This is a genomic window from Pseudomonas sp. LPB4.O (assembly GCF_038383825.1).
In the GTDB taxonomy this organism is placed as follows: Bacteria; Pseudomonadota; Gammaproteobacteria; order Pseudomonadales; family Pseudomonadaceae; genus Aquipseudomonas; species Aquipseudomonas putida.
Map to the genome: position 1 here is coordinate 5,057,049 of NZ_CP151298.1, position 25,576 is coordinate 5,082,624.

The 25,576-nt window shown below is 63.7% G+C and carries 28 protein-coding genes; 11 read left to right on the forward strand and 17 right to left on the reverse strand.

The annotated features are described in order from the left end of the window. The first annotated feature begins 97 nt into the window (after nucleotides 1-97). Genes MRBLPB4O_RS22830 through MRBLPB4O_RS22840 form a run of 3 tightly spaced genes read left to right on the forward strand, consistent with a single transcriptional unit; the run spans nucleotide 98 to nucleotide 2,965 of the window. A complete protein-coding gene (locus MRBLPB4O_RS22830) occupies nucleotides 98-1,219 on the forward strand; it encodes a glycosyltransferase family 1 protein (RefSeq protein ID WP_341796681.1) in 1,122 nt (373 codons plus the stop codon). After that, a complete protein-coding gene (locus MRBLPB4O_RS22835) occupies nucleotides 1,212-1,976 on the forward strand; it encodes a DUF2334 domain-containing protein (RefSeq protein ID WP_341796682.1) in 765 nt (254 codons plus the stop codon). The genes MRBLPB4O_RS22830 and MRBLPB4O_RS22835 overlap by 8 nt, the downstream gene beginning before the upstream one ends. After that, a complete protein-coding gene (locus MRBLPB4O_RS22840) occupies nucleotides 1,973-2,965 on the forward strand; it encodes a lysylphosphatidylglycerol synthase transmembrane domain-containing protein (protein WP_341796683.1) in 993 nt (330 codons plus the stop codon). The genes MRBLPB4O_RS22835 and MRBLPB4O_RS22840 overlap by 4 nt, the downstream gene beginning before the upstream one ends. Before the next feature lie 187 nt (nucleotides 2,966-3,152). Here the strand turns inward: MRBLPB4O_RS22840 and purU are convergent, their stop codons facing one another. Beyond that, nucleotides 3,153-4,004, reverse strand: a complete 852-nt coding sequence (gene purU / locus MRBLPB4O_RS22845) for a formyltetrahydrofolate deformylase (protein ID WP_063422272.1) — start codon at nucleotides 4,002-4,004, stop codon at nucleotides 3,153-3,155. 285 nt (nucleotides 4,005-4,289) lie between these two features. Here purU and mvaT point away from each other — a divergent pair, with 285 nt between their 5' ends. Then, nucleotides 4,290-4,667: a histone-like nucleoid-structuring protein MvaT gene (mvaT, locus tag MRBLPB4O_RS22850; protein ID WP_016498109.1), complete on the forward strand. Its 378-nt coding sequence runs from the start codon at nucleotides 4,290-4,292 to the stop codon at nucleotides 4,665-4,667. Between the two features lie 73 nt (nucleotides 4,668-4,740). On the opposite strand, the gene sbcB is transcribed toward mvaT, so the two are convergent. The 3 genes from sbcB to MRBLPB4O_RS22865 all read right to left on the reverse strand — a co-directional run bounded on the left by sbcB (nucleotide 4,741) and on the right by MRBLPB4O_RS22865 (nucleotide 7,086). Then, nucleotides 4,741-6,174 (reverse strand): exodeoxyribonuclease I, encoded by a 1,434-nt coding sequence (gene sbcB, locus MRBLPB4O_RS22855; protein ID WP_341796684.1) that lies wholly within the window; start codon nucleotides 6,172-6,174, stop codon nucleotides 4,741-4,743. Between the two features lie 42 nt (nucleotides 6,175-6,216). Further along, on the reverse strand, nucleotides 6,217-6,576 hold the full coding sequence (locus MRBLPB4O_RS22860) for a PilZ domain-containing protein (RefSeq protein WP_016498107.1): 360 nt from the start codon (nucleotides 6,574-6,576) through the stop codon (nucleotides 6,217-6,219). A 123-nt stretch (nucleotides 6,577-6,699) separates the two neighbouring features. Beyond that, nucleotides 6,700-7,086, reverse strand: a complete 387-nt coding sequence (locus tag MRBLPB4O_RS22865; protein WP_016498106.1) for a hypothetical protein — start codon at nucleotides 7,084-7,086, stop codon at nucleotides 6,700-6,702. A gap of 179 nt (nucleotides 7,087-7,265) precedes the next feature. Between MRBLPB4O_RS22865 and pyk the strand changes: the two genes are divergently transcribed. Beyond that, entirely contained in the window at nucleotides 7,266-8,720 is a 1,455-nt protein-coding gene (pyk, locus tag MRBLPB4O_RS22870) for a pyruvate kinase (protein ID WP_016498105.1), read from the forward strand. A 35-nt stretch (nucleotides 8,721-8,755) separates the two neighbouring features. Here pyk and MRBLPB4O_RS22875 read toward each other — a convergent pair whose 3' ends face one another. Continuing rightward, a complete protein-coding gene (locus tag MRBLPB4O_RS22875) occupies nucleotides 8,756-9,676 on the reverse strand; it encodes an iron-sulfur-binding ferredoxin reductase (RefSeq protein ID WP_063422274.1) in 921 nt (306 codons plus the stop codon). A 296-nt stretch (nucleotides 9,677-9,972) separates the two neighbouring features. Between MRBLPB4O_RS22875 and MRBLPB4O_RS22880 the strand changes: the two genes are divergently transcribed. Continuing rightward, nucleotides 9,973-11,496 (forward strand): fumarate hydratase, encoded by a 1,524-nt coding sequence (locus MRBLPB4O_RS22880; protein ID WP_016498103.1) that lies wholly within the window; start codon nucleotides 9,973-9,975, stop codon nucleotides 11,494-11,496. Nucleotides 11,497-11,539: 43 nt separating this feature from the next. On the opposite strand, the gene MRBLPB4O_RS22885 is transcribed toward MRBLPB4O_RS22880, so the two are convergent. Both MRBLPB4O_RS22885 and MRBLPB4O_RS22890 read right to left on the reverse strand, forming a co-directional pair. Then, nucleotides 11,540-12,412, reverse strand: coding sequence for a carbon-nitrogen hydrolase family protein (locus MRBLPB4O_RS22885; RefSeq protein ID WP_341796685.1), 873 nt, complete (start codon nucleotides 12,410-12,412; stop codon nucleotides 11,540-11,542). Further along, a complete protein-coding gene (locus tag MRBLPB4O_RS22890) occupies nucleotides 12,409-12,999 on the reverse strand; it encodes a GNAT family N-acetyltransferase (RefSeq protein ID WP_016498101.1) in 591 nt (196 codons plus the stop codon). Before MRBLPB4O_RS22890 ends, MRBLPB4O_RS22885 begins: the two co-directional genes overlap by 4 nt. A gap of 115 nt (nucleotides 13,000-13,114) precedes the next feature. Here MRBLPB4O_RS22890 and MRBLPB4O_RS22895 point away from each other — a divergent pair, with 115 nt between their 5' ends. Then, a complete protein-coding gene (locus MRBLPB4O_RS22895; protein WP_016498100.1) occupies nucleotides 13,115-13,513 on the forward strand; it encodes a nuclear transport factor 2 family protein in 399 nt (132 codons plus the stop codon). A 126-nt stretch (nucleotides 13,514-13,639) separates the two neighbouring features. On the opposite strand, the gene MRBLPB4O_RS22900 is transcribed toward MRBLPB4O_RS22895, so the two are convergent. The 6 genes from MRBLPB4O_RS22900 to MRBLPB4O_RS22925 form a co-directional block, all read right to left on the reverse strand. Then, on the reverse strand, nucleotides 13,640-14,218 hold the full coding sequence (locus MRBLPB4O_RS22900) for a DJ-1/PfpI family protein (RefSeq protein WP_016498099.1): 579 nt from the start codon (nucleotides 14,216-14,218) through the stop codon (nucleotides 13,640-13,642). 44 nt (nucleotides 14,219-14,262) lie between these two features. Beyond that, nucleotides 14,263-15,420 carry a phosphatidylserine/phosphatidylglycerophosphate/cardiolipin synthase family protein gene (locus tag MRBLPB4O_RS22905; RefSeq protein WP_341796686.1) on the reverse strand — a complete coding sequence of 386 codons (1,158 nt, stop codon included), beginning with the start codon at nucleotides 15,418-15,420 and terminating at the stop codon, nucleotides 14,263-14,265. 1 nt (nucleotide 15,421) lies between these two features. After that, complete coding sequence (locus tag MRBLPB4O_RS22910; RefSeq protein WP_016498097.1) at nucleotides 15,422-16,003, reverse strand: YceI family protein; 582 nt, start codon at nucleotides 16,001-16,003, stop codon at nucleotides 15,422-15,424. 44 nt (nucleotides 16,004-16,047) lie between these two features. After that, nucleotides 16,048-16,353, reverse strand: coding sequence for an amidase (locus MRBLPB4O_RS22915; protein ID WP_341796687.1), 306 nt, complete (start codon nucleotides 16,351-16,353; stop codon nucleotides 16,048-16,050). Next, nucleotides 16,350-17,432 carry a serine hydrolase gene (locus tag MRBLPB4O_RS22920; RefSeq protein ID WP_341796688.1) on the reverse strand — a complete coding sequence of 361 codons (1,083 nt, stop codon included), beginning with the start codon at nucleotides 17,430-17,432 and terminating at the stop codon, nucleotides 16,350-16,352. Before MRBLPB4O_RS22920 ends, MRBLPB4O_RS22915 begins: the two co-directional genes overlap by 4 nt. A 94-nt stretch (nucleotides 17,433-17,526) precedes the next feature. Then, nucleotides 17,527-18,414 (reverse strand): acyl-CoA dehydrogenase, encoded by an 888-nt coding sequence (locus MRBLPB4O_RS22925; RefSeq protein ID WP_341796689.1) that lies wholly within the window; start codon nucleotides 18,412-18,414, stop codon nucleotides 17,527-17,529. 157 nt (nucleotides 18,415-18,571) lie between these two features. On the opposite strand from MRBLPB4O_RS22925, the gene olsB reads away from it, so the two are divergent. Both olsB and MRBLPB4O_RS22935 read left to right on the forward strand, forming a co-directional pair. Continuing rightward, complete coding sequence (gene olsB, locus MRBLPB4O_RS22930) at nucleotides 18,572-19,327, forward strand: L-ornithine N(alpha)-acyltransferase (protein ID WP_341796690.1); 756 nt, start codon at nucleotides 18,572-18,574, stop codon at nucleotides 19,325-19,327. Then, nucleotides 19,327-20,115 (forward strand): lysophospholipid acyltransferase family protein, encoded by a 789-nt coding sequence (locus tag MRBLPB4O_RS22935; RefSeq protein ID WP_341798923.1) that lies wholly within the window; start codon nucleotides 19,327-19,329, stop codon nucleotides 20,113-20,115. The genes olsB and MRBLPB4O_RS22935 overlap by 1 nt, the downstream gene beginning before the upstream one ends. 264 nt (nucleotides 20,116-20,379) lie before the next feature. Here the strand turns inward: MRBLPB4O_RS22935 and MRBLPB4O_RS22940 are convergent, their stop codons facing one another. After that, nucleotides 20,380-20,967, reverse strand: coding sequence for an ACP phosphodiesterase (locus MRBLPB4O_RS22940; RefSeq protein WP_341796691.1), 588 nt, complete (start codon nucleotides 20,965-20,967; stop codon nucleotides 20,380-20,382). A gap of 150 nt (nucleotides 20,968-21,117) precedes the next feature. On the opposite strand from MRBLPB4O_RS22940, the gene MRBLPB4O_RS22945 reads away from it, so the two are divergent. Further along, the gene (locus tag MRBLPB4O_RS22945) at nucleotides 21,118-21,420 is read left to right on the forward strand and encodes a helix-turn-helix transcriptional regulator (RefSeq protein ID WP_016498090.1); all 303 of its coding nucleotides are present in this window, start codon (nucleotides 21,118-21,120) and stop codon (nucleotides 21,418-21,420) included. A gap of 17 nt (nucleotides 21,421-21,437) precedes the next feature. After that, the gene (locus MRBLPB4O_RS22950; protein WP_016498089.1) at nucleotides 21,438-22,487 is read left to right on the forward strand and encodes an alkene reductase; all 1,050 of its coding nucleotides are present in this window, start codon (nucleotides 21,438-21,440) and stop codon (nucleotides 22,485-22,487) included. A gap of 115 nt (nucleotides 22,488-22,602) precedes the next feature. Here the strand turns inward: MRBLPB4O_RS22950 and MRBLPB4O_RS22955 are convergent, their stop codons facing one another. The 3 genes from MRBLPB4O_RS22955 to MRBLPB4O_RS22965 all read right to left on the reverse strand — a co-directional run bounded on the left by MRBLPB4O_RS22955 (nucleotide 22,603) and on the right by MRBLPB4O_RS22965 (nucleotide 25,495). Continuing rightward, nucleotides 22,603-23,472 (reverse strand): ATPase, encoded by an 870-nt coding sequence (locus tag MRBLPB4O_RS22955; protein WP_341796692.1) that lies wholly within the window; start codon nucleotides 23,470-23,472, stop codon nucleotides 22,603-22,605. An 87-nt stretch (nucleotides 23,473-23,559) separates the two neighbouring features. Then, nucleotides 23,560-24,555: an NAD(P)-dependent oxidoreductase gene (locus tag MRBLPB4O_RS22960; protein ID WP_341796693.1), complete on the reverse strand. Its 996-nt coding sequence runs from the start codon at nucleotides 24,553-24,555 to the stop codon at nucleotides 23,560-23,562. A gap of 49 nt (nucleotides 24,556-24,604) precedes the next feature. After that, nucleotides 24,605-25,495: a LysR family transcriptional regulator ArgP gene (locus MRBLPB4O_RS22965; RefSeq protein WP_016498086.1), complete on the reverse strand. Its 891-nt coding sequence runs from the start codon at nucleotides 25,493-25,495 to the stop codon at nucleotides 24,605-24,607. Nucleotides 25,496-25,576 lie beyond the last annotated feature (81 nt).

Below are 25,576 nucleotides of genomic sequence, written 5' to 3' on the forward strand. Positions count from 1 at the left end.
ACCGATCGAACAAACTATCCTTCTGAAAGGTCCACCTTTAGGCGCGTCATCGCCGGCAGTTACCGCCGAATGACAGACCGAAGATGATCCCGGAGGGATGCTGATCGTGCACATCGCCGACATCACCATGTTCTACGCCCCGGCCAGCGGCGGCGTACGTACCTATCTTGATGCCAAACACCGCCGCCTTGACGCCATGCACGGCGTACGCCACAGCCTGCTGATCCCCGGTGCCAGTGCACAGCACGCCGATGGCATCTATCAAGTGCCCGCCCCGCCTCTGCCATTCGGCAAGGGTTACCGCTTCCCGGTACGCCTGGCCCCCTGGTGCAGTGAACTGCGACGGCTCAAGCCCGACCTGATCGAAGTCGGCGACCCCTACCTGACCGCCTGGGCAGCGCTGGAGGCACGGCGTCAACTGGATGTGCCGGTGATCGGCTTCTACCATTCCGACCTGCCGTTGCTGGTCAGCAACCGTATGGGCAACTGGTTCACGCCCAATGTCGAGGCCTATGTCAGCAAGCTGTACGGCAATTTCGACCGGGTGCTCGCGCCCAGCCAGGTAATGGCCGACAAATTGCGCCGCTTGGGCGTTCGCGATGTGCATGTGCAGCGCCTGGGCGTGGACCTGGCCACCTTCAACCCCGGCCAGCGCGACCCGCACCTGCGCGCAGAACTGGGCATTGCCGACACCAGCCGTTTGCTGATCTATGCCGGCCGCGGCTCGCGGGAAAAGAACCTGCCGGTGCTGCTCGACTGCATGAAGCAGCTGGGTGCCCCCTACCACCTGCTGCTGGTGGGTTCGAACATGCCGGCCAACGTGCCGCGCAACGTCAGCGTGATCGACCACTTCTGCCCGGCCCCGGAAGTTGCCCGGCTGCTGGCCAGCGCCGACCTGCTGGTGCACGCCGGAGACCAGGAAACCTTCGGCCTGGTCATCCTCGAAGCGATGGCCAGCGCCACCCCCGTGGTGGCCGTGCGCGCCGGCGCCTTCGGCGAAATCGTCAACGAACAGTGCGGGCGCCTGTGCCGCCCCAACGATGGCCAGGCCATGGCAGCGGCCGTGCGCGAAGCGTTCGAGGCCGGCGTACGCTCACTCGGGGCGCAGGCTCGCCGCCACGTGGAGCAGCACTATTCATGGGACAACGTGGTCTGCGGCCTGCTGCAACACTATCAGGCCGTGCTCGGCCACCCGCCGCAGGTGCGCGCTCATGGTTGAGGCACGGCCGGCGTCACGTAGCCTGATGCTGGTGCTGCATGATGTTGCGCCCGAGACCTGGCCGGACTACCAACCCTTCGTCGAAGCCGTCGACAGCCTCGGCGGCGTCCCGATGACCTGGCTTGTGGTGCCGGACTTCCACCAGCGCAACCTGCTGCTGCGTTCTCCCACCTTCTGCCGCTTGCTTGACCGGCGCCTGGGTCAGGGCGACGAACTGGCCTTGCACGGCTATTACCATGCCGACAACGGCCCGCCGCCCCGCACGCCCGGCGACTACTTCATGCGCCGTATCTATACCCACGAAGGTGAGTTCTACGGCCTCGACCAGCAGCAGGCCCTGCAACGGCTGGAGCGCGGCCTGGCAATGTTCCACCAGCAGGGCTGGCCTGTGGCCGGTTTTGTCGCGCCAGCCTGGCTGATGAGCGAGGGCACCCGCCAGGCCTTGCGCCGCCTGCCGCTGCGTTACACCAGCACGCCACAGCACCTGTACCGCTTACCGGACTTCACCGCGATCGAAGCCCCGGGGCTGGTGTGGAGTGCCCGCAGCGCCTGGCGCCGAGGGCTTTCAAGGGTGTTGTGCGACTGGCAATGCCGCCGTTGGCGCGATGCCGAGACCCTTCGCCTGGGCTTGCACCCGGTGGACATGCGCCACCGCACCTCCCGTGAATACTGGCTGAACACCTTGCGCAGCCTGCTGGCTCAAGGCCGCGAGCCACTGACCAAGTCGACCTGGCTGGACCGCCAGGCCAGCGCATGAACCGCCTGGCCTGGCTGGGCCTGGCACTGTTCGCGGCATTGCTGGTGCCGATCCTGCTCGGTGGCAGCGAGCTGCTGCCGAGGCTGCAACGCTTCGACCCTGTGCTGATGCTCACGCTGCTGGGCATGATCCTGCTGTGCTGGGCGATCAACGCCATTCGCTTGCGCCTGTTGCTCGGCCAGCAAGGTGCCAGGCTTGGGCCACTGCGCAGCCTGGGCGTGGTCATGGCCACCGAATTCGCCATCTGCACCACCCCCGGCGGCAGCGGCGGGCCCTTGACCCTCATGGCCCTGCTGGCGCGTGACCGCATCAGCCCGGCACGCAGCGGCGCGGTATTCGCCATGGACCAGTTGAACGACCTGGTGTTTTTCTTCTGCGCAATGCTGGCGATAGCCGGTTACGCACTGTTCCACAGCCTGGCCCGCAGCCAGGAAAGCATGTTGCTGGGCAGTGCGCTGCTACTGTGCACAGCACTGGCCGGGGTGGCCGGGCTGCTGCGCTATCGCCGCCAGGTCATGCGGTTGAACGGCAGGCTGCTGCGGCGCCTGGGCATGAGCCAGCAGCGCAAACGACGCTGGGCACGCAAGCTGTTGCACTTCATGCACGCGCTGGCGCAGACCTGGCAGTTGCCCAAGCGCACGTTAAGCCTGGTGTTCACCTTGACCTGCCTACACTGGGGCCTGCGCTACAGCGTTTTGTATCTGGTATTGAGGGGGTTGGGGGTGGACCTGGCATGGATCCCCAGCTTTCTGGTGCAGATGCTGTCGCTCAGTGCCGGCCAGTTCAGCCTGCTGCCAGGGGGCGCCGGTGCCGCCGAGCTGACTTCGGCCAGCCTGCTGACGCCATGGGTGGGCAGTTCTACCGCAGCGGCGGCGATCCTGATATGGCGGGCGGTTACTTACTACTTTTATCTGCTGGCGGGCGGCCCGGTGTTCGTGTGCCTGCTGGCGCGTCCGTTGCTGGAGCGCTGGCGGCGTCAGGCGGGTTGAGCTGTTGCCAGAGTTCGGCAGCGCCGGGGAAGTCGGTGCCGTCGGTGTCATCCAGGGCTTCGGGGTCGTAGCGGGCCAGGCAACCTTCGCCGAGAGTGGGAGGTGGTGAGGCGGTAGGGGTGTTGCGTTGTTTGGCCATCAGTGTTCCTTTCAAGATTGCCGGGGGCGCTTTGCGCCCCCTGCATCATCAATCGAAAACGACAGTCTTGTTGCCATGCACCAGCACCCGGTCTTCCAGGTGATAACGCAGGCCACGGGCCAGCACCATCTTCTCCACATCACGGCCAAAGCGGACCATGTCCTCGATGCTGTCGGCATGGCTGACACGCACCACGTCCTGCTCGATGATCGGGCCGGCGTCGAGCTCTTCGGTGACGTAGTGGCAGGTCGCGCCGATCAGTTTCACCCCACGCAGGGAGGCCTGGTGGTAAGGCTTGGCGCCGACGAACGACGGCAGGAAGCTGTGGTGGATGTTGATCACCTTTTCAGCAAAGTCCCGGCACAGTTGCGGCGGCAGGATCTGCATGTAACGGGCCAGCACCACCACATCGGCGGCGTGCTCCTGGACCAGGCGCGACACTTCGGCAAAGGCCGGTGCCTTGTCCTTGGGGTCGACCGGTACATGGAAGAACGGAATGCCATGCCACTCGACCATGCTGCGCAGGTCGTCGTGGTTGGAAATCACGCAAGGGATCTCGCAATCCAGTTCATCGGTGTGCCAGCGATGCAGCAGGTCGGCCAGGCAGTGCGACTCACGGCTGGCCATCAGTACCACACGCTTTTTCTGCGCCGAGTCGGTAATGCGCCAGGTCATGGAGAACTCTTCGGCGATCGGCGCAAACGCCTCGCGGAAGGCTTCGATACCGAACGGCAGCGATTCGGCACGGATTTCATGGCGCATGAAGAACCAACCGCTCTGCTCATCAGAGTGGTGGCTGGCTTCGTTGATCCAGCCATTGTACAAGGCCAGGAAATTACTGACTTTCGCCACGATGCCTACACGGTCGGGGCAGGCGATCACGAGACGATAGGTGCGCATGAATGAGACTCCAGAACTTCGCAAAGGCGCCTATTCTAGCGGTCCGCCAGAAAAAACGCAGTATTGATCGCAGCGGCGATGGCGTATGCCGACCCGCATACCCGGCGCAGGCATTGCCTGACAGAGATGACGAAATGCAGGGTTTGTAAGTAAATTTTTGTTCACGTAGCGAAATGTTGTCACAGCTTAATTAACAGTTAATCGCGGAATATCATGTTTACTTGCGAGTATGGCCTGTCTATTATTGCCCCACACATTTCTGAACACGCATTAAAGGAACACTCCATGTCCCTGATCAACGAGTACCGCGCCACCGAAGAAGCCATCAAGGAACTTCAGGCCCGCCTGGCCAACCTGTCGCAGGATGACAAGCTGAAGAAAGAACTGGAGTTCGAAGGCAAACTGCGCACTCTGATGGGCGAGTACTCCAAGTCGCTGCGCGACGTGATTGCCCTGCTCGACCCAGAGTCGAAACTGAGCAAGGCACCTCGCGGCGCGGTCAAACCTACTGCCACCAAACGTGCGCGCAAGGTCAAGCAATACAAAAACCCGCACAACGGTGAAGTGATCGAAACCAAAGGCGGCAACCACAAGACCCTGAAAGAGTGGAAAGCCACTTGGGGTGGTGATGTGGTTGAGAGCTGGGCAACCCTGCTGGACTGATTGTCAGCATTTGCCTTTTGCTTAACGCAACAAAAACGCCGGCACATTGCCGGCGTTTTTGTTTGCGCCGCTGTCAGTCAATTGCAAATTGTGTCTGCAATTGCCGGGCATGCATTTGCCAAGCCTCCAGTACACGCCGGCCAGCCTCGTCAGCGCCTTCCCAGGCTTGCTGACGCGCCTGCTCGAAGTCGCCCAGCGTATTGGGTGCTCCCCACTGCGGGTCACTCAGTCGTTGCTGACAGAAGCCATACCAGCGCTGGCGTTCTTCGCTGGTCAAGGTCTCAGGGAAGTTGCGCGCCCGATAGCGGAACAGCAATTCCGGTAAACGCGGGTCATCGAACATCCACTGGCCACGGCCCAACTGCGCGGGTTCCAGCGCACGCACTTGCTCACATAAGCGGCGGTCTCGGTCCCCCACAAAACCGTCATACAACTGCTGTTCCGGGTCTTCACTCGGGGCGAAGTCTTCCTTGCCGTAGATGTGCTCCAGCTTGTCTTGCCATTGCGCCTGTTGATTAGCCAACTGTTCGCCGCGCAATTGTAACAACGTCAAGTCCAGGCCCAATCGTTGTTGATCGGCCGGGCGCAATACCGACAATGGCGCCAGTACCGGGCAGCGATTGATCTGCACCAATTTGAGCGGCACCGGTAATTCACCCTCGGCCAGCGCATCGTGACGGGTATACAAGCGCTGGCGTAGAACCTCAGCACTTTCCCTCAGTAACGGTAGGGATTCCTGATGCAAGTCGCAGACGATCAGCGCATTGCGATTACGCGGGTGCCAGGCTAATGGCAATACGACACCCAGGTAATTACGCGCCGCCGAAAAGCGCCCGGATATATGCACCAGTGGCTGCAACAAACGGATCTGTTCCATCACCTTATGCTTGCTGCGCAACTGGAAGAGCCAGTCATACAACTTGGGCTGTTTTTGCCGAATCAGACGGGCCAGGGCAATGGTTGCCCGCACGTCGGAAAGCGCCTCGTGGGCATGCCCATGGTCAATGCCATTGGCCTTGCTCAACAGTTCAAGGCGCAGGCTGGTGCGCCCATCCTGTTGTGGCCATTGAATACCGTCAGGACGCAAGGCGTAGGCGGTCCGCACGATGTCGATCAGGTCCCAGCGGCTGTTGCCGCCCTGCCACTCCCGGGCATACGGGTCGAAAAAGTTACGGTACAAACTGTAGCGGGTCACTTCATCGTCGAAGCGCAGGGTGTTGTAGCCAGCGCCACAGGTACCCGGCTGCGCCAGTTGCGCATGCACCCGGGTCATGAACTCGGCCTCGCACAGGCCTTGCTCGGCCAGCAACTGCGGGGTGATGCCTGTCACCAGGCAAGCCGCCGGGTGCGGCAGGATGTCGTCGGAAGGCCGGCAATAAAGGCTGATCGGCTCGTCGATTTCGTGAAGGTCGAAATCGGTGCGCACGCCGGCCACCTGCAGTGGCCGGTCGCAACGCGGGTTGATGCCGGTGGTTTCGTAGTCGTGCCAGAAAATGCTTGAGGTCACGGGGTCTTCCTGTATCAAGGTCGACCCGATTCTAGCGCAGCCTCAGACAGAAGCGTTGGCAGGAAGGAAACTGAAATAATCACGCAGTGAGCGCACGAACTCGTCGAATTCGCGGGGGGCCTGCAACAGCATGAAGCCCGAATCGTAGTGCCCGGGCGTCTGGTCTTCGCGGCACCACAGGCAACTGGCGGTCAGGTTGACGAACTGATGCCCGCCGCCGACCAGCGGCAAGCGCAATTGCAGTTCGTAATCGGGCCCTACCAGCACAGGCAGCTGGCTGATTACCATCAGGCCGTCCTCGGAGGCATTACCCAGCTGGCCGATTTCCTGACCGGTAAAACGGTTGAATACCTTGAGGACACAAGGCAGTTGATGGCGTTCGATGTGGCGCTTGTTGAACATGATCGCGAGTGTATTCCGTACCTGATGCCAGGAATACAAGGTACTGGCGGTTGTTGTAACAGCTGAGTTACAGATTAGCGCAGGGCGCGCCGCAAATCTCGTGAAATAAACCACACCTTGGTGTTATCGCCAAGGTGTGGTCGTCACCGGGTTGGCCACAGCCGCTTCGCCGCTACGGGCATGACCAAGTTTTTCAAGGGTCTGCAGGCGCGCCCGGGCACGATAGGCGTACTCGTTGCCCGGGTATTTCTGGATCAGGTACTGGTAAGTCTGCGCGGCATCCACGTAAAGCGCCTGGCGCTCCAGGCACTGGCCACGCAGCAGCGACACCTCCGGATGGATGAACGGCCGCGAACGGCTGGTGCGATCGACCTGCGACAGCTCCAGCATGACCCGTGCGCAGTCGCCACGATCATAGGCGCGGTAGGCATTGTTCAGGTGGTGGTCCATGGACCAGCGGGTGCAGCCGACGGCGCTGGCCGCCAGGGCTAAAACGATCAGGGCTCGCATGGGGATCTCCTTTGATGCCTGTGTATCGGCCAACGCCAACAAATCTTCACAGGCTTTTGCAAGGATACCCCGACCGTTCAAATGCCACCCTGCCTTGGTCGCAGGTAGTGCAACGGAACAATGACTACAGCGAGATTCAGGAGTAGCCTTTCGCTGCGCTTCACTATAGGAGTCTGTGCATGACCATCCGCCGTACCAAAATCGTCGCCACCCTTGGCCCCGCCAGCAACTCGCCGGAAGTGATCGAGCAACTGATCCTTGCCGGCCTGGACGTGGCACGCCTGAACTTCTCCCACGGCACTCCGGACGAGCACAAGGCCCGCGCCCGCCTGATCCGTGACATCGCCGCCAAGAACGGCCGCCATGTCGCGCTGCTGGGCGACCTGCAGGGTCCGAAGATCCGCATCGCCAAGTTCGCCAACAAGCGCATCGAATTGAAGATCGGTGACAAGTTCACCTTCTCCACCGCCCACCCGTTGACCGAAGGCAACCAGGACATCGTCGGTATCGACTATCCCGACCTGGTCAAGGACTGCGGCGTCGGTGACGAACTGCTGCTCGACGATGGCCGTGTGGTCATGCGCGTCGAAACCGCCACTGCAGACGCCCTGCACTGCGTGGTGATCATCGGTGGCCCGCTGTCGGACCACAAAGGCATCAACCGTAAAGGTGGCGGCCTGACCGCGCCGGCCCTGACCGAAAAAGACAAGGCCGACATCAAACTGGCTGCGGAAATGGACCTGGACTACCTGGCCGTTTCCTTCCCGCGTGACGCCAGCGACATGGAATACGCACGCAAGCTGCGTGACGAGGCCGGCGGCAGCGCCTGGCTGGTGGCCAAGATCGAACGCGCCGAAGCGGTTGCCGACGACGAGACCCTCGACAAGCTGATCGCCGCCTCCGACGCGGTGATGGTTGCCCGTGGCGACCTGGGTGTGGAAATCGGCGACGCCGAGCTGATCGGCATCCAGAAAAAGATCATCCAGCACGCCCGCCGCAACAACAAGGCGGTGATCGTGGCGACCCAGATGATGGAGTCGATGATCCAGAACCCGATGCCGACCCGCGCTGAAGTGTCCGACGTGGCCAACGCCGTGCTGGACAACACCGATGCGGTGATGCTGTCGGCCGAAAGTGCTGCCGGTTCCTACCCGATCGAAGCCGTACAGGCCATGGCGCGGATTTGCCAAGGTGCCGAAAAGCACCCGACCAACCAGAAGTCCAGCCACCGCCTGCACACCACCTTCGAGCGTTGCGACGAAAGCATCGCCCTGGCGGCCATGTACACGGCCAACCACTTCCCGGGCGTGAAGGCGATCATCGCCCTGACCGAAAGCGGCTACACCCCGCTGATCATGTCGCGCCTGCGTTCGCACGTGCCGATCTTCGCCCTGTCGCCGCACCGCGCCACCCAGGCTCGCGTCTCGATGTTCCGCGGCGTCTACCCGATCGCCTTCGACCCGGCCTCGCTGCCGGCCGACAAGGTAAGCCAGGCGGCAGTCGACGAACTGCTCAAGCGCGGCCTGGTGGAACAGGGTGACTGGGTGATCCTGACCAAAGGTGACAGCTACCACACCATCGGTGGCACCAACGGCATGAAGATCCTGCATGTCGGTGATCCGCTGGTCGGCTGATCTACCCCGGGGGCCGCTTTGCGGCCCCTTTTTGTTCAAGCATGCTCGACAAACACATCGGCAAACACCTGGTTCCTGGGCACCCCTGCAATAAACAGCCGCCGTGCAAACTGCTCCACGCTCGCCGGCGAGCCACATACCAGTGCAACCGTCTGCCGTGATGTCGGCCGCAATGCCGCAAGCGCTTCATCCAACTGCTCCGCCAGCACCAGCTCGACACTCACGCCTTCAATCCCCTGCAACGGCTCAGCCAGGTAGTGCTGAACGTGGCCATGCGCCACATGCATCACCTTGATTTCCCCCTGATGCCCCTGCCGCATCGCCTCGCGCAAAATGCCCCACAAAGGCGCAAGCCCGGTACCCGCAGCCAGCAACCAGAGCGGTCGTCCTTGCCAGTCCGGGTCGTAATGCAACGCTCCGCCCCTGAGCTCCCCCAAGCGCATGGAGTCGCCAACCTTGAACCCGCGAGCCTTGCTGCAAAAAGCACCGGGCCGCTCGCAGTCGATATGAAATTCAAGGAAGTCGTCTTCACCCGGCAGGCTTGCCAGGGAATAGGGCCGCGCTACCGCCCCGCTCCACAACACCACATGCTGGCCCGCCTGATATCGCACTGCGCGCTCTGGGCGCAGGCGCAGGCGCAGCACGTCACCGAACCAGTCGAGCGCGCAAACCTGTGCGGGAATGCCATCCTGCTGCGGGTCGAACACCGCCACACGCAGGTCACCTACTACCCGACACTGGCAAGCCAGTCGCCAGCCCTGGGCGTGTTTCTCCAGCGCCAATGCCTCGGGCAAGGCGTCCGCTGGCAGCCCGTCCAGGCAATGCACCAGGCAGGCATGGCAGCTACCGGCGCGGCAACTGTAGGGCACATTCAACCCGGCCTCGTTCAAGGCATCGAGCAGGTTGCTGCCGGTCGGCACCGCCCAGCGGCGCTCGCCCACGCATATTTCGGGCATTGTCAGCTATCTCTCCTGGCTCTATATCTTGCCGGGGCCGCTTTGCGGCCCAATCGCCGGCAAGCCAGCCCCCGTCAAGCATCCTATCTCTTCAGCCAGACAGCAAGAACAGTGCCTGCCCGCGGCCGACCATGGTCCAGACCGGCCGAAGGTGTGCCCGGCACAGATGCGCGCTATACTGCCGCGCCTTTTTCCGCCGGCCTGACCTGCCGGCGCCTTGCAAGGCGTTTCGACATGCTGGTCGGCACCGTCGAGCGTCTTTATGAATGTTCCCGTCTTTAAGAGGAGCGCGCTGCATGACCGTGATCAAGCAAGACGACCTGATTCAGAGCGTCGCCGACGCCCTGCAATTCATTTCGTACTACCACCCCGTCGATTTCATCCAGGCCATGCACGAGGCCTATCTGCGTGAAGAGTCGCCTGCTGCGCGTGACTCCATCGCCCAGATCCTGATCAACTCGCGCATGTGCGCCACCGGCCACCGCCCGATCTGCCAGGACACCGGTATCGTCACCGTGTTCGTGCGCGTGGGCATGGACGTACGCTGGGACGGCGCCACCCTGAGCGTCGACGACATGATCAACGAAGGTGTGCGTCGCGCCTACAACCTGCCTGAAAACGTGCTGCGTGCTTCGATCCTGGCCGACCCGGCCGGTGCCCGCAAGAACACCAAGGACAACACCCCGGCAGTGATCCACTACTCCATCGTCCCTGGCGACAAGGTCGAGGTCGATGTCGCAGCCAAAGGCGGCGGCTCGGAGAACAAGTCGAAGATGGCCATGCTCAACCCGTCCGACTCGATCGTCGACTGGGTGCTGAAGACCGTTCCGACCATGGGCGCTGGCTGGTGCCCGCCTGGCATGCTCGGCATCGGCATCGGCGGTACGGCCGAGAAGGCCGCCGTCATGGCCAAGGAAGTGTTGATGGAGTCCATCGACATCCACGAGCTGAAAGCCCGTGGTCCGCAGAACCGTCTGGAAGAAATCCGCCTGGAGCTGTTCGAGAAGGTCAACCAGCTGGGCATCGGTGCCCAGGGCCTGGGTGGCCTGACCACCGTGCTCGACGTCAAGATCATGGACTACCCGACCCACGCCGCGTCGCTGCCGGTGTGCATGATCCCCAACTGCGCCGCCACCCGTCACGCCCACTTCGTGCTCGATGGCTCCGGCCCGGCCGAACTGGAAGCGCCGTCGCTGGACGCCTACCCGGAAATCGTCTGGGAAGCCGGCCCAAGTGCCCGCCGCGTCAACCTCGACGACATCACCCCGGAAGAAGTCGCCAGCTGGAAACCGGGCGAAACCATCCTGCTCAACGGCAAGATGCTGACCGGCCGCGACGCCGCGCACAAGCGCATGGTCGAAATGCTCAACCGTGGCGAAGAGTTGCCGGTGGACCTGAAAGGCCGCTTCATCTACTACGTAGGCCCGGTCGACCCGGTCGGTGACGAAGTGGTAGGCCCTGCCGGCCCGACCACCGCTACCCGCATGGACAAGTTCACCCGCCAGATCCTTGAGCAGACCGGCCTGTTGGGCATGATCGGCAAGTCCGAGCGTGGCCCGACCGCCATCGAAGCGATCAAGGACAACAAGGCCGTGTACCTGATGGCCGTTGGTGGCGCTGCCTACCTGGTGGCCCAGGCCATCCGCAAGTCGAAGGTCCTGGCCTTCGCCGAACTGGGCATGGAAGCGATCTACGAGTTCGACGTCAAGGACATGCCGGTTACCGTTGCCGTAGACAGCAACGGTGAATCGGTACACATCACTGGCCCTGCCCTGTGGCAGAGCAAGATTGCCGAGAGCCTGGCAGTCGAAGTGAAGTAAGCCTGATGTAACAGTGGCGCATGCTTTGCGGGCGCCACTGTTTTCACAAGACTCTGTCAAACTGCTCCGGCCAGTCCCTGCGGGTAAACACCTGCCCTTCCCGCCTCACCCGCCGCACTTCCTCCAGGTCCACCTCACACACCAGCCACTGGCTGCACGCCGGGCTCAGTGCCTCGCTCAACGCCACCACTCCATCCCCCGGCATCCCGTGATCCGGCGGAACGAACAACCCTGCCCGCCCGATATTCTCGTCCAACGCAGGCGACCATGGCGCATGCCCCACCGTAGGGCTCTGCAACACGGCAATCTGGTTCTCCAGTGCCCGCGCCTGGGCGCCGATACGTACCCGGTGGTAACCCGCCTCGGTATCGGTACAGCTGGGCGCCAGGATCAGGTCGGCACCCGCCTCTGCCAAGCCCCTGGCCAGCATGGGGAATTCGTTGTCATAACAGATCAAAATCCCCAGGCGCCCCAACTCGGTGTCAAACACCTGTAGCCCCTGGCCCGCCGCGATGTCCCACTGCTCTCGCTCGAACCGGGTCATCATCAGCTTGTCCTGGTAACCCAGCACACCCTTGGGGCCGAACAGCCAGGCACGGTTGCGGTACCGCCCATCGCTGTCCAGCACCGGCACGCTGCCCGGTTGCAGGTAGATTCCCCAGCGCCGCGCAAGGCTCTCGCACAGCGCCCTCCACGGCTCGATCAACGGCTGGATGCCGGCAATCGAAGCCTTCAGGTCACCCCGCTGCTCGGCACTCAGTTGGCCGCTCAATACCAGACCGGCGTATTCCGGCAGCAGCAGCAAGCCTGCGCCCGCCTCCACGGCCTCGGCGCACAGGCCCTGCAGGTGGTCGGCGTAGGCGTCCCAGGTTTCATGCAGTTCGATGGCGTACTGGCAGGCCGCCAGGCGGATCATATCGGCAGTTCCTTCAGCCAGAACGACATCAGTTTGTCGGAGCTTTCCTGTTCATCCAGGTCGCGCCAGGCGTAGGTGGTACGCAATGACGGGTCATGCAGGAAGCCGCGGTTGCGCCAGAAACCGTGCAAAGGTTTGTAGTCTGCCGGCCGTCGCGGGTGCACACCTGGCCGCTCCACCGCGCAGAACGCGCAGTAATCGAACTCGGCCAGTTTGTGCGCATAGGACTCGCGTTCGATGAAGAAGCGCACGCCCAGGCCCTGGCCACGGTACTCCGGCAGCACCAGCGACTCACCGAAGTAATACACGCTGGCCGGGTCGCGGCCCTGGGCCAGGAACGGCTGCTGGAACTCGGGGGCGACATCCACCAGCGGCAGGCCGGTGGAAGCGCCTACCACTTTGCCATCGTCCAGCGCCAGCACCACCAGGCTACGCCCGGAGCGCGCATAGGCGGCCAGGTAGTCAGCCTCGTACTCCGGGGTACCGTCATACAGGTAGGGAAACTCGCGGAACACGCTAAGGCGCAGGCGAGCGAGGTCATCGATGTATGGCGCGATAGCGGCGCCGTGCAACAGGCGTATTTCCATGCGTGGCGGTCGTTTTGTCGATGTGGATGACGCGCTCGGCTAAGCCGGGCTTGAAGGGAAACCCTATCATCCGAGGCAGCGACCCGCCTTTTCCCTACACGACAGGTACTGTTCCATGACCGCTACCGAACTGGTAAATGCTTACTACGCCGCGTTCAACGCCGGCGACATGCCGGGCTTTCTCGCCCTGCTGAGCGAGGACGTGATCCACGACATCAACCAGGGCGAGCGGCAAATGGGCAAGGCCCGGTTTGCCGCGTTCATGGACAAGATGAACCGCTGCTACCGCGAACGCCTGGCCGATATCGTGGTGATGCAGAATGCCGACGGCAGCCGCGCGGCGGCGGAGTTCACCGTGCATGGCGAGTATCTGGCGGATGACCAAGGGTTGCCGGCAGCCAACGGGCAGACCTATGTGCTGCCGGCGGGGGCGTTTTTCTATATCCACTGCGGCAAGATTGCCCGGGTGACCAACTACTACAACCTCAATGACTGGGTTGAGCAAGTAGCCTAAGCCTGAGAGAGCTGCATTGCCTGTACCGGCCTCTTCGCAGCACAAGGCTGCTCCTACAGGGCCAGCACAAGCCCTGAGTGTTGTGGGGTCCCTGTAGGAGCAGCCTTGTGCTGCGAAGGGGCCCGGTCAGACGATACGGGTACCCAGCACTTTCAGGAAGGCCGCCAGCCACGCCGGGTGGGCTGGCCAGGCCGGTGCAGTCACCAGGTTGCCATCCACATGGGCCTGGTCCACCGCGATGTCGATGAACGTGCCGCCCGCCAGACGCACTTCCGGCGCACACGCGGGGTACGCGCTGCATTCGCGCCCCTCCAGCACACCCGCCGCCGCCAACAGCTGGGCACCATGGCACACCGCCGCAATCGGCTTGCCGGCCTGGTCGAACGCCCGCACCAGCTCCAGCACTTTCTCATCCAGGCGCAGGTACTCCGGCGCACGGCCACCCGGGATCAGCAGCGCGTCGTAACTCTCGGGCCGCACCCGCACGAAGTCGTAATTCAGGGCAAAGTTGTGCCCCGGCTTTTCGCTGTAGGTCTGCTCACCCTCAAAATCATGGATGGCAGTGCGCACGGTCTGCCCCGCCAATTTCTCCGGGCACACCGCATGCACGGTATGGCCCACCATGCTCAAGGCCTGGAACGGCACCATCGCTTCGTAATCCTCGACGTAGTCGCCCACCAGCATCAGAATCTTCTTCGCCGTCATCGCACCCACTCCTTCGGTAAACAGTCAATGCACGATAGCCGCTGTCAGTCACGGCGGTCGAGCACGTTGACCACCAGTCGGTCGATCCAGCCCCAGATCCGCTGCTTCACCCTGCGCCAGAGGGGGCGGGCATGCCAGTGGTCGAGGTCGACTTCCTGGCTCAAGGCAAAGTCGCGCTCGAAGCTGGCCACCACCGCCGCTGTCAACGGCGGGTCCAGCGCCTCGATGTTGGCCTCAAGGTTGAAGCGCAGGTTCCAGTGGTCGAAGTTGCACGACCCGACGCTGACCCAGTCGTCTACCACGGCCATTTTCAGGTGCAGGAAGCACGGTTGGTATTCAAAAATTCGCACGCCGGCGCGCAGCAGGCGTGGGTAATAGCGGTGCCCTGCATAGCGGACCGACGGGTGGTCGGTGCGTGGACCGGTCAGCAACAGGCGCACATCAAGCCCCTTGCTGGCGGCACGGCGCAAAGAACGGCGCACGCTCCAGGTCGGCAGGAAGTACGGCGTGGCCAGCCATACCCGTTGCTTGCCACTGTTCAGCGCCCGCACCAGCGAATGCAGGATGTCCTGGTGCTGGCGGGCGTCGGCATAGGCCACCCGGCCCATGCCCTGCCCATGGGCCGGCACCTTGGGCAGGCGCGGCAGGCCGAAGCCTTCGGCAGGGCGCCAGGCGGTGCGGCGGTTGTTGGCGGACCACTGGCGATCGAACAGCAGTTGCCAGTCGGTTACCACCGGCCCCTGAATCTGCACCATCACCTCATGCCATTCGCTGGTCGCGTCGCCCGGCTTCCAGAACTCGTCGGTTACGCCCGTGCCGCCCACCACCGCCCAGCGTTCGTCCACCAGCAAAAGCTTGCGGTGGTCGCGGTACAGGTTGCGCAGGCCACGCTTCCAGCGTAGGCGGTTGTACCAGCGCAGGTACACACCGGCTTCCAGCAGGCGCTGGCGCAGGGCGCTGTTGAAGGCCAGCGAGCCATAGTCATCGAACAGGCAACGCACCCGCACACCACGCCGGGCGGCCTGCTCCAGCGCTTCGACCACGGCCTCGGCACAGGCCCCGGCCTCGACCAGGTACAGCTCCAGGTCAACCTGAAACTCTGCACCCACGATTGCCTCCAGCATGCGCGGAAAGAACTCGGGGCCGTCGATCAGCAGTTCGAACTGGTTGCCATCCCGCCAGGGGAAGACCGGCCCCGGCATGTCAGCGGGCGGTGAAAATCAGCACCGCGCTAACCGGCACCGACGGGTTGATGGACTTGAGCCCGGCAAACTTGCGCAGGCTTTCCAGCCCCGGCAGCAAACCGAAATCCTCGGCGCGCAGCAGCAGCGGTTCCAGGGTCACAACCTGGAACCGCCGCGCATCCAGGCGAGTGGCCAGCAGCAAGGCGTTGTAGCTGTGCGACTGGCCATGCAACGTGACCGTCAGCGGCAGGCGCAACTCGATCTGTGCACCATCGGCCAGGTCATTGATCGGCCGCAGATCGATCTGCGCCTTTACCGTGGCCTCGGCGAAGCGCCCGACCTCGAACAGGTTGTCGCGCATTTGCTCATCACGCAGCGGGATGCCGCTGCTGACAGAGTCCATCTCGATGCTCAGCCCCGCCACGCCTTTGCGGTCGACCGTACCGTGCAGCACCAGGAAGCGGTGCACTTCGGCGGTGTCACCGTTCTTGCCGGTAATGAACGACAGGCGCGACGATTCGCCATCGAGGTGCCAATTGGCGTGGGCGGGCAGGCACAAAGCCAGCAACAAGGCGGGCAGTAGACGGGGCAGTTTGAACATGACAAATCTCGTGAAACCAAGCCGCCAACCTTACCCGCCCGCCTTCATGGCAGCAAGCGGCAACCCTCGCGCAGGCCCTGCCAGGCAGCCTGGTTGCGCCGCCCAAGCCCCTCGGCAGTGACTAGCCGCTGCTGGCTGTTTTCCTCCAGCAGGCTCAGCGGCAGCCACTGCTTTACATAACCTTGGCAGTAGGCCTGCTCGAAGCCCATGACGAAGCGGCACGAGCAGTATTCCTTGGCCGAGTAGGCCGAGAGGATGCCGGGAAAATCCGCCAAGGCCTGACGCTCCTGCCAGGCCCAGAACAACAGGCCCAGCAGCATCACCAGTAGCAGCAACAAGGCCCGCTTCATGTGCCCTCCCGGGCCATGGCCGCCAGTACCCGCTTAAGCAGTTCGTCATGCTGGTAACTGCCGTCGCGGTCATCGGCATAGCGCACGACCACCAGCTTTTGCGCGGGCAGCACGTACAGCGCCTGGCCCCAGTGGCCAAGGGCGGCGTAGGTGTCTTCGGGCGCACTTGGCCAAGGCCGCGCGGCGCCGGCCAGCGGCTGGTTGAGCCACCAGTGGCCGCCAGGGTTGGCCTCACCCGGCACAGGCTCGGCATGGTCAAACGCTGTGCGGTTGAAGGCCACCCAGTCCTTGGGCAGCAGTTGCCGGCCTTGCCAACGGCCGTCGCGCTGCATCAGCAAGCCGATACGCGCCAGGTCACGGGCGCTGAGGTACAGATAGGAAGAGCCCACGTAGGTGCCCGCCCGGTCACGCTCCCACACTGCGCTGTCGATACCCAGCGGGGTGAACAGCGCGTGCCAAGGGTAATCGGGATATTGCCCGGCATCCAGCATGCCGCGCAGCGCGGCGGCCAGCAGGTTGCTGTCGCCACTGGAGTAGAGGAATCGCTGACCGGGGCTGGCCGACGCGCCCCGCGCCGCCGTATAGGCCGCCATGTCCTCGCGGCCACGGGTATACAGCATGGCCACCACCGAGGACTTGAGCGGGGCGTATTCGTAGTCTTCCTGCCAGTCCAGGCCACTGGCCCAGTGCAGCAGATCGGCCATGCGTATGCCGGGATGGCCGCGCATGGCGGGGTAGAAACGGGTGACCGGATCTTCGAGCTGGAAGCGCCCTTCGCCTTGGGCCACGCCCATCAGCGTGGCGAGTACGCTCTTGCTTACCGACCAGGTCAGGTGCGCGGTGGCGGCAGTAGTGGGGGCGGTGTAGCGCTCGTGGAGGATACGGCCGTCGCGGATGATCAGCAGCGCGTCGGTGCGGATGCCGCTGCGGTCGGGGGCAGTGCGAGGGGGGAAGGCGTAGGCGTCGACGGCTTGCCAGTCGAACGTGGCAGGGTCGTTCTGCCAGGCAGGGTCAGGCCAGTCCTCGGCTTCGGCGGTTGCCAGGGCCAGGCAAAGAACCAATAGCAGACCTTTCAGCATTGCGTTTCAGGCTCGCAGTTTTGGGGCTGCTGCGCAGCCCATCGCCGGCAAGGCGGCCCCCGGTATCATCGGTTCACAAAAACCTATCAGGCCTTCATGACAATCCCGCAGCAGCCCAAGCCTTGTTCAGCCGCTTCTCTCTCGCCGCCGCGGCCAGCGTCATCACCCCTTGGTCACGCTGCCAGATTTGTGCCCAATGCACCGGCCCTGCCGCCAAGGCCGCATCGATCGCCCCCCGCAATGCCTGGAACTGCGCAAACAACCCGCCCAGCAACAAATGGCAACTCACGCTATCGGCACACTGCCGACTGCCCTCGGCGCACCCTGCCAGCAGCCCAAGCAGCTGCAGCCGTAAATCCTGGGGCCAGGCGCTTTCCTGCCCCACGCCATACAGCCAGGCCGTAAGCGACGTGAGCACATACAAGTCCTCCAGCGAGCGGAACGGCTTCACATAGGCATCCCAGCCGTCACCGGCCAGCAACTCGCACGTCGCCTGCTCCAGCAGCAAGCGCCCGTGGCCCACCTCCGGCATCAGCGGCAGGGTCGGCAATGGCTCCAGCGTCACGCCAGGCTCCCCGGGGTAGACCACCGCCAGGTTCAATTGTGGCGCCGCGCCTGCGGTTTCGCTGCGCGCCGCCACCAGCAGCCACTCCGCCTCCAGCCCGGCTGTGACGAAGTCCTTGCTGCCGCTCAGCCGCAAACCGTCCAGGCGCGTGTGCATGTCCGCCGGCCTTACGCTGCGCCGCTCGGTGGCGCACAGGGCGCCGAGGCTGGGCGGTGCACTGGGCCACAGCACGCGCAAGGCGGCCTGGTAACCCACCAGAAAAGCCAGGCCCGGCGTGGCCATCGCGCGCCCGCCCAGTGCCGCCAGTTCGAAGGGGGCAACCGGGCCGAGGCGCTCGAGCAGCGCGGCATAGGTTTCGCCCAGAGTGCCCGCCGGCGCGTGGCGAAGCGGGTCGTTCAATCGTTGCAACCAGGCCATGGGACGGCTCCTTGCTGGGGCTTTCTGGTCAAGGTTCGGGGGTGTCACGCAAGCATCACCAAAGATTCACAGGGGTGACACCGCGCCTACCTAGGCTGACTTTGCACAACAAAGCCGACCGGCCGCAACCCTCATGGCTGGCTTATGGAGACTCGTAATGACTCGGATCGCTCATTCTGGCGACAACAGCACTGAACGCCGTCTGCAAGCCGAACGCCTGGTTGGCGCCGCGGCGCTGCAAGAGGCCCAGGCCCTGCGTTTCAAAGTGTTCAGCGCAGAATTCAAGGCCAAGCTCAAGGGTGCCGAGCAGGGCCTGGACATGGACGACTACGACGTGCACTGCCGCCATATTGGTGTGCGTGACCTGAGCACCGGCGAGCTGGTGGCCACCACCCGTCTGCTCGACCACCAGGCCGCCAGCAGCCTGGGCCGCTTCTACAGCGAAGAAGAATTCCGCCTGCACGGCCTGTTGCAGCTGCAGGGCCCGATCCTGGAGCTGGGCCGAACCTGCGTAGCCCCCGACTACCGCAACGGCGGCACCATCGCCGTGCTGTGGGGTGAACTGGCCGAGGTGCTCAACGAGGGCCGCTACAGCTACCTGATGGGCTGCGCCAGCATCCCCATGCAGGATGGCGGCATACAGGCCCATGCCGTGATGCAGCGCCTGCGTGACCGCTACCTGTGCAACGAGCACCTGCGTGCCGAACCGAAGAACCCGCTGCCAAGCCTGGCCCTGCCGGGTAACGTCATCGCCGAAATGCCACCGCTGCTCAAGGCCTACATGCGCCTGGGCGCGAAGATTTGCGGCGAACCGTGCTGGGACGAGGACTTCCAGGTGGCCGACGTGTTCATCCTGCTCAAGCGCGACGACCTGTGCCCGCGCTACGCCCGCCACTTCAAGGCAGCGGTGTGATGCCGAAGCTGCGGGTAGTAGCCCGCCTGAGCAGACTGCTGCTGGTACTGTTGCTGGGCATGTTGATGGCCAGCCTTATCGCCCTCGGTGAACGCCTGGGCTTCAAGGCCCCCATCGAACGCCGCCAGCGCTGGACCTGCCTGTTCATGAAACGCCTGGTCGCCGCCCTGCCCTTCGATGTGCGGGTGGTGGGTGAGTTGCCGCAACGGCCGATGCTGTGGGTCAGCAACCATGTCTCGTGGACCGATATCCCCCTGCTCGGCATGCTGCTGCCGCTGTCATTCCTGTCCAAGGCCGAGGTGCGTCATTGGCCGGTGGCGGGTTGGCTGGCGGAAAAAGCCGGCACGCTGTTCATTCGCCGTGGCGGGGGTGACAGCCAGCGCCTGCGCGAACAGATCGCCGGGCAACTGGGGCTGGCCCGGCCGCTGCTGATCTTCCCCGAAGGCACCACTACCAGCGGTCGCACCTTGCGCACCTTCCATGGCCGCCTGCTGGCAGGTGCCATCGATCGCGGCGTGGCGGTGCAGCCGGTGGCTATCCAGTATTTGCGGGATGGCCAGATCGACCCGATTGCGCCGTTCATTGGCGATGATGACCTGGTGTCGCACCTGATGCGCCTGTTTGCCCAGCCGCGGGGCGAGGTGTGCATTCACCTGCTGCAACCTGTCGGCAGCGTGGGCAAGGAACGGGCGGTGCTGGCGTTGCAGGCGCAGCAGGCAATTCACCTGGCGTTGTTCGGGGTTGAGGAAGTTGAAGCAGTGCCAAGGCGGCAGGCGCGGGCTGCCTGAGCCTGGCGTGGGCAAGCTGGCGCCTGCGAGATCGAGCGCCGCCCGCGCGGCGCTTCGCAGCACAAGGCTGCTCCTACATCTGTTTCGGGCCAGTTATTCCTGGGGCATAGGCGCGCGGTCCCTTGGTGTTCACCTCGATATCGTGTCGGACAAACAAGGCGGTCGCGCGCATTGGTACAGGCGTAATTGGCCCGAAACAGATGTGGGAGCAGCCTTGTGCTGCGAAGCGAAGCGACGCGCGGGCGGCGCTCGATCTCACAGGCGCTACAGGTCCTCAGCCCTACGCTGCGCCGCTGCAAAGGCCTGCAGCTGCGGATAGAACTCGCGAAAATCCGCCAGCAGCGGCTCATACAGCCGCTCAAGCTCCCCCATCACCCCCGCCATGCCCTCAGGTCGCGACAAACGCCGGGCAATGCCGTTGAACACATGCTCCAGGGTGGCAAAATCGCCATACGCCCCTAGCCAGTCATCCGCTGCCATGAACGGTGCAATCCGCGCCAGCCGCCCCGGCAGCTCTGGCTCCGCCAGCAGCACCCGATAAAACGCGCCAGTAAACTGCTCAAGGGGCTGCTCGGCGTAGTTGCCCCAATCCCGCGCCAGGCAATGGTCGAAGAATACATCCAGGACGATGCCGGCAAAGCGCCGCCGCTCACGCGGAAAGCGCGCCAGTGCGGCCAGCACCAACGGGTGCCGATCGGTGTAGCTGTCGATATGCCGGTGCAGCCGGATAGCCGCCTCCAGCGCAGGTGGAAAGCGCCCTTCCAGCGAGCCTTTGACGAAGTCGCCATACAGGCTGCCAAGCAGTTGTTGCGGCGCCGGGCCGCCCAGGTGCAGATGTGCGAGGTAGTTCATGGGCGCAGTCTAGCACCGCTCACCAGCATATCGTTATAACGCGATATAGCGATTCGTACTCAGCTCAGAACCTCTTCGTATTTGTGTATCGGGATCGGGCGATTTACATTTCGCCCTATCGCGATATACCGCTACAACGAGCCTCAACCCATGCCTCTCGATCTCGACGAAATCATAAAAGCGCTGGCCCATCCGGTCAGGCGAGAAATCCTCAGCTGGCTGAAAGACCCGGCAACGCAGTTCCCCGACCAGTACCACAGCACCGAAAACGGTGTGTGTGCCGGGCAGATCGACCAACGCTGCGGCTTGTCGCAGTCGACCGTCTCCGCCCACCTGGCCACCTTGCAGCGCGCCGGGCTGATCAGCAGCCAGAAGATTGGCCAATGGCACTTCTTCAAACGCAACGAAGCCACCATCGAGGCGTTCCTCGAACAACTGCGCCAAGCACTTTGACAAGGCAGGTAACCGCTATGACCACGCTTTTCGATCCGATCACCCTGGGCGACCTGCAACTGCCCAACCGCATCATCATGGCCCCGCTCACCCGCTGCCGGGCCGACGAAGGCCGCGTGCCCAATGCGCTGATGGCCGAATACTATGTGCAGCGCGCCAGCGCCGGGCTGATCCTCAGCGAGGCGACTTCGGTCAGTGCCATGGGCGTCGGCTACCCGGATACCCCCGGCATCTGGAACGATGAGCAGGTGCGTGGCTGGAACAACGTCACCAAGGCCGTGCATGCCGCCGGCGGGCGCATCTTCCTGCAACTGTGGCACGTTGGCCGTATTTCCCACCCCAGCTACCTGAACGGCGAGCTGCCGGTTGCCCCTAGCGCGATCCAGCCCAAGGGCCATGTAAGCCTGGTGCGCCCGCTAAGTGACTATCCCACCCCGCGCGCGCTGGAAACCGAGGAAATCAACGACATCGTCGAGGCCTACCGCAGCGGTGCCGAGAACGCCAAGGCTGCCGGTTTCGATGGTGTAGAGATTCACGGCGCCAACGGTTACCTGCTCGACCAGTTCCTGCAAAGCAGCACCAACCAGCGCACCGACCGCTATGGCGGGTCGCTGGAAAACCGTGCACGCCTACTGTTGGAGGTGACCGATGCGGCCATCGAAGTGTGGGGCGCGAACCGCGTAGGCGTGCACTTGGCGCCGCGTGCCGATGCTCACGACATGGGTGATGCCGACCGCGCCGAAACGTTCAGCTATGTGGCTCGCGAGCTGGGCAAGCGGGGCATTGCCTTTATCTGCTCGCGGGAGCGGGAAGCGGATGACAGCATCGGCCCATTGATCAAAGAAGCGTTCGGCGGCTTGTACATCGTCAACGAGCGGTTTGACAAAGCCAGCGCCAATGCGGCCCTGGCCAGTGGCAAGGCCGATGCGGTGGCGTTTGGCGTGCCGTTCATCGCCAACCCCGACCTGCCGGCGCGGCTGGCGGCGGATGCGCCGTTGAACGAGGCGCGGCCTGAGACTTTCTATGGCAAGGGGCCGGTGGGGTATATCGATTATCCGCGGTTGTAATCACGATTGCCGGGGCCGCTTTGCGGCCCTATCGCGACGCTCCTACAGGGGAACGCGATCTCCGGTAGGAGCGGCCTTGTGTCGCGATAGGAGGGCAACGCCCTCCCCTGCCATGTCAGGGCCTGGCACTGATCTGCTGCTGCAAGTTCTGGATCTGGCTCTGCAAGGTATTCAGGTTGCGGGTCATCTGCGCCCGGAAGGCATCGAACTCCTGCACCGACGCACCACCGGACGCTGCCGCAGCCGGGCGGTTGTCGATCTGGCTCTTCAACACAAGGATATCCTGTTCCAGGCCCTGGATTGCCGCGCTCGGGTTGCCCTGCTTCTTCAGTGCCGCCACTTCGCTGCCCAGGCTCTTGAGCTGCCCGTCCAGCTTGCCGCCATCCACCTGCGCGGCCTTCAGCGCGGCAACCTGCTCGTTCAGGCCTTTGAACTGGGCATCCAGCTTGCCGCCATCAACCTGACCCGAACGCAACGCGGCCAGCTCGCCGTTCACCAGCTTCAGCTGCGCCTGCAGCTGGCTTTGCAGCTCGGTCACAGCCTTCTGCTGTTCACGGGTATCAGCCAACACTTGCTCCAGGCGTTTACCCAAGTCACCGGTCTGACCGGCCACACCCTTCTGCAACTGGCGCAACTGCAGCTTCAGCGCCTCGCTACTGCTAGTAACGCCGGATTCGCTGGCCTCCACCTTGCCACTGATCGCCTGCAAACGCCCGGCGGCTTCTTCACTGATGCGGGCAAAGCTCTCCTGGGTCGCCACCAGCTGCTGCTCCATCAGCGAGATCTGCTGGAAGCTCCACCAGCCCAGGCCCGCCAACGCGATGAACGAAGCGCCGAGCAGCGCCCACAACGGCGCCGTGCTGGCCCCGCGGGCGGCTTTCTGGCGGCTGCGCACCACGTGCGCCGGCATCAGTTCGTCATCATCAACGGTGCCCGCCCGCAAGGTAGGCACGTCATCGTAGTCATCGTGAGCATGGTTACGCATGGATACATTCAACCGCGGTAGTCGCAAAGAGGCACGAGTATAAACCGCAAGCGCGGCGTGTTGATGACCATTGTCACGCCAGCGGCTTTACTGCCCAGGCGGCAAATGCTTCCACCAACCGCAGAATTCATCCAGCGCCGTCCACAGGCTGACCTTGGGCTGGTAGTCCAGGTACTGCCGCGCACGGCTGATATCCAGGGTGAAATCACGGCTCATCACCTGCATCCCCAGGCGCGACAGGGTGGGTTGCGGGCGCCCTGGCCACAGCATGCAGGCGGCCTCGTTCACCGCGGCCAGGCTGTAGGCCAGGCCATAGGAACGGTAGCGGGTAACCTGCGGCAGCTGCATCTGGCGCATCACGTAGTTGACCACGTCCCACAGCGGCAACGGCTGGCCATTGCTGATGTTGTAGGCCTGGCCCAGCGCACGGTCATCGGCGAACAAGGCGCTGAGCAGTGCCTCGTTGAGGTTGTGCACGCTGGTGAAGTCGACTTTGTTCAGGCCGTTGCCGATGATTGCCACGCGGCCTTTGCGCTGCATCTGCATCAGCCGCGGGAAGATACTGGCATCGCCGGCACCTGTGACGAAGCGCGGGCGCAGCGCCAGCACTTCAAGGCCGAACTCCTGGGCCCCGAACACTTTTTGCTCCGCCAGGTGCTTGGTTTGCCCATAGTGGTCGTGAAAACGACGCGGCACCTGGTCTTCACGGATGTCCAGGCGCGAGCGGCCATTGAAGTAGATCGACGGCGACGACAGGTGCACCAGGCGCCGCACATGTTCCTTCAGGCAGCCCTCGACCACGTTTTCGGTGACGACCACATTGCCTTGGTAGAAGTCCTGGTAGCGCCCCCAGTTGCCCACCGCGCCGGCACAGTGCACCACAGCCTCCATGCCCTGGCACAGGCGGCGGGCCAGCTCGGGATCACCCAGGTCGCCTGGGATGAACTGGGCGCCGCGCCTGACCAGGTGCTCGACCCCTTCGGCGCGGCGGCCGCTGACCCGCACGTCCAGGCCCTGCTCCAGGGCGAAGCGCGCAAAGCGCCCGCCAATGAAGCCACTCGCGCCGGTGACCAGAATTCGCATGTAAGACTCCGTCTTGCCAAATTTCAGATGCAACTGACGCCAGCCGTGGCTACAAGGGCACCAGCCATTGCTGCGCGGTGTGCCGCAGGTGGTCGGTCAGTTGCGCGAGCAATTGCCCGCCATTGCGCCAATGATGCCAGTACAGCGGCACGTCGATGGGGGTATCGCTGCAGATTTCCACCAACTGCCCGCTGGCCAGCTGCTCCCGAGCCTGCAGTTCGGGCACCAACCCCCAGCCCAGCCCGGCCTCGGTCATGCGCAGGAAGCCTTCGGACGACGGGCACAGGTGGTGCAGGAAACCGTCCTCGATGCCCAGTGATGCCAGGTAACGATGCTGCAGGAAATCATCCGGGCCGTACACGATAGCGGGGGTTCGGGCCAAGCGGCTGGCGACAAAACCCTGGGGGAAATGCCGCGCCATGAAGCCGGGGCTGGCCAACGCCCGGTAGCGCATGGCCCCCAGCAGCAGGCTGCGCGCCCCGGCAACCGGGCGTTCACTGCCACACAGGCAGGCCGCCACCTCGCCGGCACGCATGCGTTTCAGGCCCACTTCCTGGTCTTCTACCACCAGGTCGGTCAGCACGTTCTGCTGCGCACAGAAGTTGCCCACCGCACCCGCCCACCAGGTGGCCAGGCTATCGGCGTTCAGGGCGATGCGCAGGCGCTCCGGCATGCCCTCTTCGTCCAGCGCCGGCACCTGGCGCTGCAAGTCACGTTCAAGCAGGCGCACCTGCTGCACATGGTTGAGCAACTGGCGGCCGACTTCGGTCGGGCTGGGCGGCGTGGCACGCACCAGCACCGGTTGCCCGACCCGCGCTTCAAGCAGCTTGATGCGCTGGGAGATGGCCGACTGCGACAAACCGAGCACTTGCGCGGCACGCTCGAAACCACCCTGTTCGATCACCGCCGCCAAGGCGGCGAGCAACTTGTAGTCGAACATCGATTTTCCTAATGCCTGATCAGCTTTATTTGTTTTTCTTATACAGCGCCAACCACCACAATGGCCAGCATCTTTAGTTTC